This is a genomic window from Mycobacterium sp. ACS4331 (assembly GCF_001667265.1).
Taxonomy (GTDB): domain Bacteria; phylum Actinomycetota; class Actinomycetes; order Mycobacteriales; family Mycobacteriaceae; genus Mycobacterium.
The window spans coordinates 143,824-160,378 of record NZ_LZHW01000073.1 but is presented as its reverse complement, the minus strand read 5'-3'; the positions used below and the strand labels follow the sequence as shown (position 1 = coordinate 160,378).

General features: G+C 67.1%; 2 protein-coding genes (1 of these 2 cut by a window edge). Both read right to left on the bottom strand.

Features of this window, described 5'->3' with window-relative positions:
- Positions 1 to 85: 85 nt before the first annotated feature.
- The gene (locus A5727_RS27550; protein ID WP_068252102.1) at positions 86 to 13,582 is read right to left on the bottom strand and encodes a non-ribosomal peptide synthetase; all 13,497 of its coding nucleotides are present in this window, start codon (positions 13,580 to 13,582) and stop codon (positions 86 to 88) included.
- Positions 13,579 to 16,555, bottom strand: the 3' portion of a protein-coding gene (locus A5727_RS28400) for a non-ribosomal peptide synthetase (protein ID WP_157521432.1). 13,427 nt of this gene lie beyond the right edge of the window; 2,977 of the gene's 16,404 nt are visible here — the last part of the coding sequence; its start codon lies beyond the right edge, outside the window; its stop codon occupies positions 13,579 to 13,581. Before A5727_RS28400 ends, A5727_RS27550 begins: the two co-directional genes overlap by 4 nt.

The following is a 16,555-nucleotide window of genomic DNA, read 5'->3' as shown; positions in this document are numbered from 1 at the left end:
TTAGAAGAAACCCCTTCCGTCCTGACGAACTGGGAAACCAATCCCCTGCGCCGCAGAGTCATCCGGGCGAAGAAGCGACACACGATCAACCGGTCCGCGATCCACCGGACAGCTCGCTGCCCAGCAGTCTCTGAAGCTGCTCACCGTACGTATCGAGGGATGGGCCGGTGAGCATCTCGTAATGCGTGCAGTCGACCGCGTTCTCGGAGCATTCACCGGCGACGAAGGGGCGCCAGCTGCGTTGTTGATAGCGGACCGCCATTCGGGCGAGCCGTCCGCGCTTTCGTGATCGGAAACTGGGGAAGTGGGCGCCCCGCGAAGCGCTGAAGACCACCGCATCGCCGTCGAAGACCTCGAGCTCATGCTCGAGAAGCAGAGGCCAGTTGGTGGCGAGGCTTCGAGCCATGAACTCCAGCAACTCACCGGACGGAAGCCCGAATTCACCGCCATGCTGACGGTTGATCAACTCCTGCGCCCTCTGATAGGTCAGCGGCCCCCACCGCCATGGGACCTTGATCCGGTTGGACCGCAGGATGTGCTTGAGCACATGACTTTCTCCCAGCGCGTGATTCCTCGCCAGGACCGTGTTGGCGTTGACCGCCGGGTCCAGCAGAACCAACCGCTGCACGTCGCAGCCGCGACGGCGGAGTTCAACGGCGACCGCATGGGCGACGACCCCGCCGAACGACCACCCCAGCAACCTGTAGGGTCCGACGGGGTCGTGGGACTGAATGCGGTCCGCGTAGTCGGCCGCCATTGCCCGAATGGAGACGGGTGGCCCGCCGTCGACCTGCTGGACCTCGTTGATTCCGATGATCGTGGTGTCGAGGTGTTTCCCCAACGCGCGGTAGGGCCAGCTCAGTCCGAAGCCATCGTGTATGCACCACAACGGAACACCTGTACCCCGTCGCAGGACCTCCACGGCAACCACCTCGTCGGAGCTGTCGGCCCTGCCCAGCTCCTGGCTCAACCCGCGCACCGTGGGTGCGTTGAAGATCGTGCGCACCGCAATGTCGGTCTCGAGCCGGCTGTTGATCTTGGCGATCGCCTGCATCGCGCTGAGGGAGTCTCCACCCAGGTCGAAGAACGAATCGTCGACACCGACGCGATCCAGACCCAGAGTTTCTGCGTAGATGTCTGCCAGAGCCTTCTCGGTGGCGGTGCCCGGCGCCTCGTAGGTGCCTGCGGTGTATCGCGGCGCGGGCAGCGCCCGAGTGTCGAGCTTGCCGTTGACCGTCAGCGGCAGCCCCTCGAGCACCATGATCGCAGCCGGCACCATGTAGGCCGGCAGCCGCTCGGCCAATGCCTCTCGTGCAGCGGCGGAATCGACTGCACCAGCGCTGCTTTCGGTGACATAGCCCACGACGCGCTTGTCGCCGGCATGATCGCCGCAGGCGATCACCACCGCCTGGGTGACGCCGTCGAGGTCGGCCAGTGCCGCCTGGATCTCGCCCAGCTCGATGCGGTACCCGCGAATCTTGACCTGCTCATCGGCCCGCCCCAGATACTGCAACTGACCATCGGCATCCCACCGCACCAGATCCCCGGTCCGATACATCCGCAACCCCGGCGCATCCACCCCACCGAACGGACACGCCACAAACCGCGACGCCGTCAACCCGGACCGGCCCAGGTACCCGACGCCGACACCACGCCCGGCCACGTACAACTCCCCAACCACACCTTCGGGTACCGGCCGCATCCGCCGATCAAGCACGAACAACGCCGCGGTCGAGACCGGCGCGCCGATCGGCACCGGGTCCGTCCCCGCCGCCAGGGGGGCGCTCATCGCCGCGTACACCGTGGCCTCAGTCGGTCCGTAGGCGTTGATCACCACCCGGTCCCGCGCCCAACGGTCCACGACATCAGGCGGACACGGTTCGCCGCCGAGCAGCAGTGCCACTGACTCCAATCCCTGCTGGGCCAGTACGCCCACCGCCGAGGGGGTCTGAGTGAGGACGTTCACGCGCTCGGCGACCAACAACGCATGCATATCCTGCGGTGAACTCGTCACCTCTTCGGAGACCACCACGAGCCGCCCACCGGTGAGCAGGGCGGCCCAGATCTCCCACACCGAGAAGTCGAACGCGTAGGAATGGCACTGTGTCCACACCTGTTCCGCAGCCAGACCGGGGGGCATGGAGTCGGCCAGGTGCGTCAGGTTGTCGTGCGCGATCGCCACTCCCTTCGGGGTTCCGGTGGTCCCCGAGGTGTAGATCAGATAGGCGATGTCGCCGGGTGCCGGGGCCGGCAGCGGACGGTTCGGGGCCTCCGGCTCCTCGACGTGGTCGATGTCGACGATCTCGAGCTCGAACCCGGCTAAGCGCGCTGCCAGTCCTCTGGTGGTGACGGCGGCGACAGGAGCCGCATCGTCGAGCATGAAGGCGATCCGGGTGTCGGGAAGAGTCGGATCGATGGCCAGGTAGGCGGCACCGGATTTGAGCACCGCGAGCATCGCCACGATCGCGGCAGCCGAGCGGTCGAACAGCAGCGCCACACATCGACCGGGCCCAGCACCGCACCCAACCAGACGGTGCGCCAGACGATCCGATGCCTCATCGAGTTCGCGGTAGGTCATCGTTCGGTCGCCGAAGGTGACAGCCGCCGACTGCGGTCGCGCAGTGACCTGTCTGGCGAATGCCGCCGGAACTGTTGTCGCTGGCGCCGGCTGGGCCAGCACGGCGCGGTTGCCGATCTCCTCCAGCCGTGCACGCTCGGCGTCGTCGAGCACCTCGACCGCGGACAACGGGCGATCCACATCGACGGTGAGTGCCGCCACCACTCGTTGAAGTTCCCCGATCAGGACATCGACGGTGGAGGCGTCGAACACATCGGTGCGGAACTCGACCATTCCCGAGATTCCAGCGGGCGCACCGGAATCATCGAATCGCTCCTCCAGTGAGAACACCAGATCCATCCGGGCGCTGAGGGTGTCGGCCGTCAGGGGGCTGATGTGCACGTCTGCCATGGCGGCCTCGGACGCATCATCACCGACGTTGCGCCCGGTGAAGTTCTGCCAACCCAACATCACCTGGATCAGCGGATGGTGTGTCAGGCTCCGGGCCGGATTGAGGCGGTCCACCAGCACCTCGAACGGCACGTCCTGATGCTCGTAAGCAGCCAGGCTGCGCCGTCGCACCTGGTCCAACAGTCCAGCGACGGTGAGGTCCTCGTCCACGTCCACCCGCAGCACCAACGTGTTGACGAAGAACCCGACCAAGTCGTCCAGTGCGGGGTCGCGGCGTCCAGCGATCGGGAATCCCACCGCCACATCGGAACTCGCACTCAGCCGGCCCAACAAGACCGCCAGTGCCGCCTGTACCACCATGAAGCTGGTGACATCGTGCTCGCGGGCCACCCGGGCCACTCGCTGTTGCAGCTGGGCAGGCCAGTTCACCGCCGCGCTGGCACCGCGATAGTCGGCGACCGGCGGATAGGGCCGATCGGTCGGCAGCTCCAATCGCTCCGGCAGCCCCGCCAGCGCCCGCTCCCAGTACGCAACCTGTGCGGAGATGCGGCTGTCGGGGTCGGTCAGTTCACCCAGCTGTTCACGCTGCCACAACGTGTAATCCACGTACTGCACCGGCAACGGAGCCCAACCCGGGGCCGTCCCCGCGCAGCGACTGGCATACGCCACCCCCAGATCGCGCATCAACGGCGCTATCGACCAGCCGTCCCCAGCGATGTGGTGCACCACCGCCACCAGCACGTGCTCAAGAGGGGAGACCCGAAAGAGCGTGACTCGCAATGGGATCTCGTGAGCCAGGTCGAATGCGTAACGAACAGCGGCGCCGACGCTCTGCTGGAGCCTGTCCGCCGACCATCCGCTGGCGTCCACCACCTGCCATCCGACATCGGCCTGGTCCGCAGGCACCACGACCTGGTGCGGCACCCCGTCGGTCACTGTGAAGACCGTGCGCAGGCTCTCGTGGCGGGTCACGACATCAGTCACCGCGGCACCGAGCGCCTCGGCGTCCAACGGGCCGCTGATCCGGAACGCACTCGGCATGTTGTAGACCGGCGACGGACCCTGCAGCTGGTCCAAGAACCACAACCGCTGTTGGGCGTAGGACAGCGGAATCACCTCGGGTCGCTGCTGGACCGTCAGCATCGCCCCGAGCGGCTGCTCGGCATGGGTGCTGATCCACCTCGCCAGGTCGGCCACGGTGGGCGCGTCGAACAACGCCCTGATGGGTACGTCAACGTTGAGCTCGGCACGGATCCGCGCGACGAGACGGGTCGCCGACAGCGAGTGCCCGCCCAGGTCGAAGAACGAATCGTCAATCCCGATTCGGCTCACTCCGAGGACGTCGCCGAACAGTGCCGCCAGCACCTGCTCGCGTTGATCACGCGGTGGCCGGTAGGCCGCACCGCTGGTGAACTCGGGCGCGGGCAGTGCCCGACGATCAAGCTTGCCGTTGACCGTCAGCGGCAGCGACTCCACCATCATGATCGCGGCGGGCACCATGTACTCCGGCAGCCTGCTGGCCGCGTGGTCACGAAGCTCCGACACGCGTTCGATGGCAGAGGGGTCGTTCACGTACTCCTCGAGAGACCCGACATCGGCGGCAGGTGCATAGACCCCCGAAAGCATCGAAGGGTCGTCTTCGCGGATGAAGACGAGCTCGACGTGGCCAGGGGTGGGCGACCACGTCACGGCCACGGTGTACCCCAGTCGCTGACCCAGAAGCCGGCATTCGTGCGGATGCACCGCGTCCGGCGTCGCTACGGCTTCCCGCAGTTCGCGCACGCTCGTCCGGTCGTCCGCATCGATGAGAGCCTGCGCGAACGCCACGTCCGGCCAAATCCCGGCGTGCGGCACCCCGGTGACGCGCAGCTGGGCGAGGTGTTGCGCGGTGAGCAGTTCCTCCAGCCTGGCCAGGCTACCCAACTCCGGCCAGGGGCACGACGGCACGGCTGTGGTGGAGCGCACCGGGGCCGGCCCCTTGCGCAGCACCACGTCGTAGCGGTAGCCACTGAGCTCGTTGTCCGCCGACATGTTCTTGAGCCGCACGTCCACGCCGACGATGTCGGTGAGTCGCTGGGGCAGGGCGACGAAGAACTCGGGAGCCACCAGCAGTTCCTGCTCCGCAAGGAGTTCTCGGCGGACCCGCTCGGCCACGACGGCAGCCGATTCATCGGCGTTGACGTCGGCACACACCACCCCGGCGGTGAACGCACGCAGCAGCGACAGATTGCGCACGTCGCCGATGAACACCGCTCCTCCCGGTGCCAACGCCCGCATCGCGACCGCGAGTACATCCAGGAGGTATCCGGCACTCGGAAAGTACTGGATGACGGAATTGATCACCACCACGTCGAAATGACTGTCCGGCAGTCCATCTGCTGCGTCGGCGGGCTGCGCCCTGAGCCGCACGCGGTCGCCCCACGGCTGCGCGGCAACCGCGGCCTGCAGGGTCCTGATCGTCGGTGTGGAGAAGTCGGTGCCCCAGTACTCCTCGCATTCGGGAGCGAGGTGAGCGAGAAGCAGGCCCGAGCCCACCCCGATCTCCAGCACGCGTCGCGGCTTCAGCCCCGTGATCCGATTCACCGCCGCAGAACGCCACTGCTGCATCTGATCTAACGGAATGGGGGCCCCGGTGTAGCTGCTGTTCCAGCCGCCGAAGTCTTCTCCAAGCTCGGTGGGCGCACCGGCGGTGAACATCACCCCTGAGTACAGGTCCTCGTACACGCCCTGCCATTGGTCAACGAGTTGGGCCTCGCGCGCGGGCTCCCGAACGAGCCGCAGCTGCCGGTTCGGCACGACATAACTCACCAGTTGTCTGTCGCCGGGGCGGTCCTCTCGGGCGATCACCACCGCCTGGGCCACCCAGGGATGCTCGGCCAGCACGTTCTGGATCTCGCCGAGTTCGATGCGGTACCCGCGAATCTTGACCTGCTCATCGGCCCGCCCCAGATACTGCAACTGACCATCGGCACCCCACCGCACCAGATCCCCGGTCCGATACATCCGCAACCCCGGCGCATCCACCCCACCGAACGGACACGCCACAAACCGCGACGCGGTCAACCCGGACCGGCGCACGTACCCCACCCCGACACCACGGCCGGCCACGTACAACTCACCCACCACACCCGGCGGCACCACCCGCAACGACCGATCCAGCACGAACAACGCCGCACCCGGCACCGGGAACCCGATCGGCACCACCGACGCATCCGCCTGCAACGGCGCACTGATCGTCGCGTACACCGTCGTCTCGGTCGGTCCGTATCCATTGATCATCACGCGGCCGGGGGCCCACCGGGCCACCACCTCGGCCGGGCACGCCTCGGCAGCCACCATCAACGCCGCCGACTCCAATCCCGCGACCGGCAGAACACCCACCGCCGAAGGCGTCTGACTCAGCACCGTGACACCCTCGGCCACCAACAGCGCGTGCAACTCATCGGGGGCTCGAGTCACCGACTCCGGCACCACCACCAACCGGCCGCCATGCAGCAGCGCGCCCCACATCTCCCACACTGAGTAATCGAAGGCCAGCGACGAACACTGAGCCCATGCCTGCCCTGAATCCAGCGCCACCCCCACGTCCATACTCGCGAACAGTCGCGTCACATTGGCATGCGTGACCGCCACTCCCTTGGGGGTGCCGGTGGTGCCCGAGGTGTAGATGAGATGAGCCACATCATCAGCCGCCGGCCCCGGCAACGCCGTACAGGACTGGTGGCCGATGCGGGGATCGCCCACATCGACCACCAGTACCCCGCACCGGGCCAGCCGATCAGCCAGCCCGGACGTACTGAGCGCCAGCACCGGCGCCGCATCACCGATCATGAACTCCACGCGCGCCTGCGGATGCGCCGGGTCGATGGGCAGGTACGCCGCACCCGACTTCAGCACCGCCAGGATCGCCACCACCGCGTCAGCTGACCTCGGCACCAACAACGCGACGCACTCACCAGGACCAGCACCGAGATCGATCAACAAGTGCGCCAGCCGATTCGACGCCTCGTCCAGCTCGCGATAGCTCCACGAGCGGCCCTCGAAACGCAACGCCACGGCGTTCGGGGACCGCACCGCCTGCGCGGCGTACAGCTCGGGGATCGACACCGCGCACACCGATTCGGACAACACGGCCCGATGGCCGAGCCGATCCAACCGGGCCCGCTCAACCTCGTCGACCAGCTCCAACGACGCCACGGACCGCAACGGTTCGGCGGTCAACGCCTCCAACACCCGCCGGAACCGACGCACCAACGACTCGATGCTCGCCGTGTCATATACGTCGGTGCGGAACTCGACCGTCCCCCAGATCCCGGCGGGCAGCCCCTCCTCTGTCCAATGCTCGCGCAGGAACAACACCAGATCCATTCGGGCAGTCTCGGTGTCGGCGGCCAGCGGCGTGGCCTGCAGGTCACCCAATGTCAGTGCAGCAGCGGGGCTGTCGTCCTGCCAGGGCAGGTTCTGCCAGGCGAAGATCACCTGGATCAGCGGGTGGTGAGCCAGGCTTCGAGTCGGGTTGAGCCGCTCCACCAGCACCTCGAACGGCACGTCCTGATGCTCAAAGGCGGCCAGACTGCGCTGCCGCACCTGATCCAGCAGATCGGAGAAACTCGGATCGTCGGACAGATCGACGCGCAGCACCAGAGTGTTGACGAAGAATCCCACCAACTCATCCAGTGCTGGGTCGCGCCGCCCGGCGATCGGGAATCCGACCGCCACATCGGAACTCGCACTCAAATCTCCCAGGAGCACAGCCAACGCCGCCTGCATGACCATGAAGGGAGTCGCGTTGTACTCCCTGGCCACCCGGGCCACCTGCTGCTGCAACTCGGCGGGCCAGTCCACCGAAACGCTGGATCCCCGATAGTCGGATACCGCCGGATACGGCCGATCGGTCGGCAGTTCCAACCGCTCCGGCAACCCCTCCAGCGCCTGCTCCCAATAGGCGACCTGCGCGGAGATGCGACTGTCGACATCCTCGAGTTCGCCGAGGTGCTCGCGCTGCCACAGCGTGTAATCCACGTACTGCACCGGCAGCGGCGCCCACCCCGGCGCCTGTCCAGCGCTCCGACTGGCGTAGGCCAGGCTCAGATCACGCATCAACGGCGCGATGGACCAGCCGTCACCGGCGATGTGGTGCAGCACGGCCACCAACACATGTTCATCGTCTGCGACACGGAATAGGCTGGCCCGCAACGGAATCTCGGTGGCCAAGTCGAAGCTGTGGCTCACGACGGCGCCGACGGCCTCCTGCATCCGCTCCGGCGACCAGTCGCGGGCATCGACGCACCGCCATCCGAAGTCGGCCTGTTCGGCAGGCAACACCACCTGCCGGGGGACCCCCTCGACCGCTGGAAGCATCGTGCGCAGACTCTCGTGACGTCCCACCACGTCGCCGAGCGCCTGCTCCAACGCAGCCACGTTCAACGCCCCGCTGATCCGGTAGGCGGTCGGCATGTTGTACGTGGCCGCCTCTCCCTCGAACTGGTTGAGGAACCACAACCGGTTCTGGGCATACGACAACGGCACCGTCTCCGGTCGGTCCGTCGGCACCAACGGCGCAAACGACGCCAACGCCCGCGCACCCTCCCCGACCCGCAGTGCCAGAGCCGCCACCGAGGGCGCTTCGAAGAGGTCCCGAACAGCCAGACCGCCATCCATGGCGATGTTGGCCGCGGCGATCACTCGCATGGCCGACAGCGAATCCCCGCCCAGCTGGAAGAATGAGTCGTCGACACCAACCCGCTCCACGCCCAGCACTCCGGCATAGATCCCGGCCAGCAGTTCCTCGGCGAGTGACGACGGAGCGCGATACTCGGCGGTGGTGTAGCCCGGCACGGGCAGGGCCCGGGTGTCGAGCTTGCCGTTGACCGTCAGTGGCAGCGCATCGAGCACCATGATCGCGGCGGGCACCATGTAGTCGGGGAAACGGGACGCCAGCGAGGCCCGCAAGTGGGAGGGATCGACTGTCCCAGAGCAGGTCTCCGTGATGTACCCGGCGAGTCGCTTGTCCCCGGGACGGTCTTCCCTGGCGATCACCACCGCCTGCGCGACGCCGTCGAGGTCGGTCAGTGCCGTCTGGATCTCGCCGAGTTCGATGCGGTACCCGCGAATCTTGACCTGCTCATCGGCCCGCCCCAGATACTGCAACTGACCATCGGCACCCCACCGCACCAGATCCCCGGTCCGATACATCCGCAACCCCGGCGCATCCACCCCACCGAACGGACACGCCACAAACCGCGACGCCGTCAACCCGGACCGGCGCACATACCCCACCCCGACACCACGGCCGGCCACGTACAACTCACCCACCACACCCGGCGGCACCACCCGCAACGACCGATCCAGCACGAACAACGCCGCACCCGGCACCGGAAACCCGATCGGCACCGGCGAGTCGGGCGACATCGGCGCGCTGTACGCGACGCCCATCGTGGTCTCCGTTGGGCCGTAGGCGTTGAACATGATCCGTCCCGGCGCCCACCGATCCACCACCTCGGCAGGACACGCCTCCCCTGCCACCATCAACGACATCGAGTCGAGGCCCTCCGGCGAGAGCATCCCCGCGGCGGAGGGCGTCTGCGTCAACAGGGTGACCTGTTCGGACACCAGCAGGTTGTGGAAGTCGTCTGGATTCGCCACGACGTCCTCGTCCGCCACGACCAGCGTCGCCCCCCTCAGGAGCGCACCGAGCAGCTCCCACACCGACACATCGAAGGCCAGCGAATGACACAGCGCCCAGACACCGGGGCCCGGGAGGCCGAGGTCGAGGGAGGTCAACAGCTGCGTCACATTGCGGTGGGTGATGGCGACCCCCTTAGGCACACCCGTGGTGCCCGAGGTGTAGATGACGTAGGCGACATCGGCGGCGACCGGACCCGGCAGATCCGTGGTGGGCTGGGTGGCGATGCACGGATCATCGACGTCGAGGACCGCAACACCAGCCCCACCGAGCCGTCCTGCCTGGTCGGCGGTCGTGATCACCGCGACCGGTGCCGCGTCGGCGAGCATGAACCCGATGCGGGTGTCGGGGTGCGCAGGGTCGATCGGCACGTATGCCGCCCCGGTTTTGAGCACCGACATGATCGTCACGACCGCCTCGGCCGAACGATTCAGGAGCAACGCCACGCACTGTCCAGGGCCTGCCCCCAGCCCAACCAGCCAGTGCGCCATCCGATTCGACGTCTCCTCCAACTCCCGGTAGGACATCGAGCGGCCAGCGCAACGGACCGCCACTGCGTCGGGCGCGCGGTCCACCTGCGCGGCGAACACCGCCGGAATGGACGGTTCGGCCGTCGGCAGAGCCAGTACGGCTCGGTTCCCGAGTTCGTCGAGCCGCGCATGCTCATGCGGATCGAGCAGATCCACCGACGACAACGACCGCGCCGGATCTGTTGTCAGACTCACCAGCACCCGCTGCAGTCGCTCGATCAGTGCCTCGACGGTGGCCGGGTCGTACACGTCGGTGCGGAACTCCACCGTTCCTCCGATTCCGGCGGGCTCCGCGGTCTCGTTCCAGCGCTCGCCCAGCGAGAACACCAGATCCATCCGGGCGGTGAGGGTGTCCAACGGCATGGAGGTGACCTGAACCCCGCCCAACGCCGAGGAGTTGGTCCGGTCGTCGTCCTGGCCGTCGAAGTTCTGCCAGGCGAGCATCACCTGCACCAAGGGGTGGTGACTCAGGCTGCGAGTGGGGTTGAGCCGATCCACCAGCACCTCGAACGGCACGTCCTGATGGTCGTAGGCGGCCAGGCTGCGTTGGCGCACCTGGTCCAACAGATCGGTGAAGCTCGGGTCGTCGGACAGGTCCACGCGCAGCACCAGGGTGTTGACGAAGAAGCCGACCAACTCATCGAGGGCCGGGTCGTTGCGTCCCGCGATCGGAAAGCCGATGGCCACATCGGAACTCATGCTCAACTCTGACAACAGGACGGCCAGGGCCGCCTGGATCACCATGAAGCTTGTCGTGTTGTGTTCCCGGCCCACCTCACGCACCCGCTGCTGCAGCGCAGCCGGCCAGTCCACCCGTACGCTCGAGCCGCGGAAATCACTGACTGGCGGGTACGGCCGATCGGTCGGCAGGTCCAACCGCTCCGGCAACCCCGCCAAGGCCTGCTCCCAATAGCCCAGTTGGCCGGCAATGACGCTGTCGGGATCGGATTCCCTGCCCAACCATTCCTGTTGCCACAGGGTGTAATCGATGTACTGCACGGGCAACGGAGTCCACTCCGGCGCCCGTCCTGTCGACCGGGCGGCGTAGGCCGTCTCGACGTCAGCCAACAGCGGTGCGACCGACGCACCATCGGCGGCGACATGGTGCACCGCCGCGACCAGCACGTGCTGCGCCTCGGCGATTCTGAAGAGCTTGACGCGCAACGGAATCTCGACTGCCAAGTCGAAAGGATGGTTGGCCACGGTGCCGATCGCGTCCTCCAGCCGATCCGCCGGCCAGTCGCCCGCGTCGAAGACCTCCCACCCGAAATCGGCCTTCTCCACCGGCAACACCACCTGGCGGGGCACCCCATCGGATGCGACGAACACCGTGCGCAGCGTCTCGTGGCGTCCCACCACGTCGGCGAGCGCCAGCCCGAGCGCATCGGCATCGAGGAACCCGCTGAGCCGCAGAGCGGTCGGCATGTTGTAGATCGAGGACGGTCCTTGGAGCTGTTCCAGGAACCACAGTCGTTGCTGCGCGTAGGACAACGGCACGACGTCGGGACGCACGCCCACCACCAAAGGTGGTCGCGCACCATCGGATTCGCCGATCCGCGGCGCCAGCTCGGCCACCGAGGGCGCGTCGAACACCGTCCGCACGGCGATTCCAGCACCCATCCCGGCATTGATCGCCGCCACCAGTCGAATCGCCGAGAGCGAATCTCCCCCCAGATCGAAGAAGGAGTCGTCGACCCCGACCCGATCCAGTCCGAGCACCTGGCCATAGATCTCGGCCAGCGCCTCCTCGACGGCGCTGCCCGGGGCACGATAGCGATCCTCGCTCGTGTACTCCGGAGCAGGCAGCGCCCGCTTGTCCAGCTTGCCGTTGACCGTCAACGGCATCTCCTCGAGCACCACCACCGCGGTCGGCACCATGTACGACGGAAGTCTTTGGGCAAGCGCGGTGCGCGCGGCGGCCGGATCCGCGGTCCCCGTGATGTAGCCGACGAGGCGCTTGTCGCCTGGGCGGTCCTCTCGGGCGATCACTTCGGCCTGCTCGACCCCCTCCAGATCGGCCAGAACCGTTTGAATCTCCCCGAGTTCGATGCGGTAACCGCGGATCTTCACCTGCTCGTCGGCCCGGCCCAGATACTGCAGCTGTCCATCGCTGCCCCAGCGCACCTGATCGCCGGTGCGGTACATCCTCGACCCGGGAGGACCGAACGGACACGCCACGAATCGCGAACCGGTCAGCCCCGGCCGGCCGACGTAACCGACACCGACGCCGTCACCGGCGACGTACAACTCACCGACCACCCCAACGGGCGCCGGTTGCAGCGTGTGATCCAACACGAAGAGACCAAGGTGCGCCAACGGCACCCCGATAGGGCTGATGCTCGTCGCGGCGTCAGCCTCGACGATCTCACGGAACGTGGCGTACACCGTCGTCTCGGTGGGCCCGTACATGTTGATCAGGCGCGGCAGTCCTCGATGATTGGCCAGCCACGGCCGAAGTCGCTGGGGTTCCAGCGCTTCGCCGGCCAGCACGACCGCCGCCAGCTTGAGCTGCCGTCCCGAATCGGGCTGCAGCGCATCGGCGGCCTGCAGGGCGTAGAACGCCGACGGCGTCTGACTCAGAATGGTGACCTGCTCGCGCAACAGGAGAGCATGGAAGTCCTCGGGAGCGCGTGCCACCGTCTCGGGGACCACGACGAGGCGACCGCCATGCAGCAGAGCACCCCATATCTCCCACACCGAGACGTCGAAGGCCAACGAGTGCCACTGTGTCCAGACCTGTCCCACCAGTTCCATGGCGTTGTCGAGCGTCTCCAGCAGCGCGATCGCGCTGCGATGGGTGATCGCCACTCCTTTCGGGACACCCGTCGTTCCCGAGGTGTAGATCAGGTAGGCGATGTCGTCGATGTCCGGGGCGGGCAGCGGCGCGCTTGGTTCATCGACGTCGCACCAATCCGCCACATCGATCACCGGAAGCTCGAACCCGTCGAACCGTCCGGCGAAGTCGGCGGTGGTGATCACCGCGACCGGTGCCGCATCGGTCACCATGAACTGGACTCGGGCGTCGGGATGGGCGGGGTCGATGGGCAGGTATGCGGCACCAGACTTGAGCACGGCCACGATCGCGACGATCGCCTCGGCCGAACGTGCGCACAACAGCGCCACGCAGCGCCCCGGCCCCGCACCGTGGGCGACCAGCAGATGCGCCAGCCGATTGGCAGCCTGGTCCACCTCGCGATAGGTCATCGAGCGACCCTCGAAGGTCAGCGCAACCGCATCCGGGGCGAGTTCCACCTGCGCGGCGAACGCCACCGGGATCGAGCCCGCTGAACTCGGGCCCCGCATGAGCGCGGCGCGGTTGCCCCACTCGTCCAACTGCGCGTACTCGTCCTCGTCGAAGAGATCCATCGACGACAGGCGTCGACTCAGGTTGGCCGTCATGACTCTCCCCCAACGTCATCCGTCAGTGCGACCAACACCCGCCGCAACCGCTCGATCACGCGCTCGACTCCCTTGGCGTCGAACACATCAGTTCGAAACTCCACGGTCCCCCCAATCCCGGCAGGATCACCGGTCTCGCTCCACCGTTCGCCCAGTGCGAATGTCAAGTCCGTTCGCGCGGTGTGGGTGTAGGTGGGCAACGGTGTGATCCGGACGTCACCCAGCGTCAACCCGCCCACGGGATCGCTGGTCTGCTGCCACGGCAGGTTCTGCCAGGACAGGATCACCTGCGCGAACGGATGATGCGTCAGACTTCGAGTGGGCCGCAGCCGGTCGACCAACACCTCGAACGGCACGTCCTGGTGCTCGTAGGCCGCGAGACCACGTTCGCGGACCTGGTCCAGCAGTTCGGCGACGGTGGGATCGCCGCTCAGATCGACGCGCAACACCAACGTGTTGACGAAGAAGCCGACCAGGTCATCCAGCGCGGCGTCGGTGCGTCCGGCGATCGTGATTCCAACTGCCACATCGGAACTGGCGCTGTATTTGGACAACAGTACCGCCAGAGCGGCCTGGATGACCATGAAGCTCGTCGCGTTGTGCTCGCGAGCCAACCGCGCCACTCGCACCTGCAGATCCGCGGGCCAGTCCACCTCCACGCTGGCCCCGCGATAGTCCGCGACCGGCGGATAGGGCCGATCAGTGGGCAGCTGCAGGTACTCCGGCAGGCCGGCCAAGGCCTCTCGCCAATAGGCCACCTGTCCGGCGATGCGACTGCCGGGATCGGTCAGTTCCCCCAGGTGCTCGCGCTGCCAGAGCGTGTAGTCCACATACTGCACCGGCAGCGGCGCCCACTCAGGTGCCTTGTCGGCCGTGCGGCTGGCGTACGCGACCCCGATGTCGGCCACGAGCGGGGTGATCGACCAGCCGTCGGCAGCGATGTGGTGCACCACTGCCACCAGCACGTGCTCCTGATCGGCAACGCGGAACAGCGTGGCACGCAACGGGATTTCGGTCGCCAGGTCGAACGGATGGCGTGCGACCGCGCCGATGGCCTCCTCCATCCGGTCCGCTGGCCAGCCATCGGCATCGATGACCTGCCAGCACAGTCGCACCTGTTCTGCCGCAACCACCAACTGCTCGGGCGTCCCCTCGGACGCGACGAACATGGTGCGCAGGCTCTCGTGCCGAGCGACCACGTCGCCGAGGGCCTGGCCGAGCGCATCAGCGTCGAGTCGCCCGCTGAGCCGCAGGGCCACCGCCATGTTGTAGACCGGTGACGGGCCCTGGAGTTGGTCGAAGAACCACAACCGTTGCTGCGCGTAGGACAGCGGAATCCGCTCCGGTCGCGGCATCCGCTGCAGCGGAGCGCGCGCGCCGCCACTGTGCTGACCGCCCAGGTAGGCGGCGAGGTCGGCGGGTGTCGGCGTGTCGAACAGGCACCGCACGGGGACTTCCCGGTCCAAGGCCGCCTGGAGTCGCGCACTGACTCGGGTGGCGGTCAGCGAGTCTCCGCCCAGGGCGAAGAAGTCGTCGTCCAGGCCGACCTGGTCCAGCCCGAGCACCGCGGCGAAGACATCGGTGACGGTCTTCTCGACCGGAGTCTGCGGTGCGCGGAACGGACTGGCGGCGAACACCGGTGCCGGCAGGGCTTTACGGTCGATCTTGCCCGAGGTGGTCAGCGGAAACTCACCGAGCACGATGATCTGTGAGGGCACCATGTATTCGGGCAGTCGTTCGCTCACCCACTGGCGTACCGCGTTGACCTTGGTGTTGGTGTCGGGATCGTTGGCGTATGCGCTGCGATGCTGAGCGGGCCGCGGCGGCAGATAGGTGTCGCTCAGCGGTGTACCCGGCGACGACGTGTTCGCGATGAAGAGGGCGTCGACGGTGCCTGGGACGGACCCCCACGAGACCGCCACCCGGTAGCCGGCGCTCTCGCCGAGGAGGTGAAGCTGCTCGGGTGTCGCGGTGTCGGCACTGCTGACGACGGCTGACTGCGCAAGCGCGTCGTCGAGGGACAACCCGTCGGACAATGCCTGCTCGACACCGGCATCCGCGATCACCCCCGTGCGTGGGATCGCGATGACGCGGACCACCTCGGGATGCTGCTCGGTCAGCTCGGCGTACAGCCCGCTCAGACCCGCACAGTCCGTCCACGCCCACCGGGGTGTGTCGGCCAATGACCGCACTGCGGTGGGGTTGGTGTGGATGACGACGTCGTAGCGGTACCGGGTGAGTTCGTTGTCGGCGTGGCCGCGTTTGACCTGGACGTCGACGCCGGCCACCGAGGGATGCTCGGCCGCCCAGGTGGTGAAGAACTCGGGGGCCAAGAGCAGTTCCGGCTCCCCGAGCACGGCCCGTTGGGCTCGCTGTCGGATGTCGTCGCCGTCGGTGCTCGTCGTCCGGGCCAGGGCGACACCTGTTTGGAACGCGTGCTGCAGACTCTGGTTTCGCACATCCCCGATGAAGAGGGTGCCACCGGGGGCCAGCAACTGCGATGCACGGTCGATCACGTCGGCGAGATAGTCGGCGTTCGGGAAATACTGGACGACCGAGTTGAGGACGATCGTGTCGAAGTATCGCGGCGGCAGACCGTCGGTGATGTGCGCCGGCTGTGCCTGCAACTGAACCCGGTCACGCCAGGGGATCTGGAGTCGCTCCAGCGACCGGGCCAGGGTGCCGATCGCCACGGGCGACATGTCGGTGCCGACATAGCGTTCGCAGTGCGGGGCGACCTGGGACATCATCAGGCCCGATCCGACACCGATCTCCAGCATGCGTCGCGGCCGGAGCGCGAGGATCCGCGCCACCGTGGCTGCACGCCATTCCTGCATCTCGGCCAGCGGAATCGACTCGCCGGTGTAGCTGCTGTTCCAGCCACGGAAGTCATTGCCGAACTCGGCCGCCTCGACGTCTGCGTCGTAGAGCTCGTCGTACATGCTCTGCCACTGATCGACGACCTCGGCATCG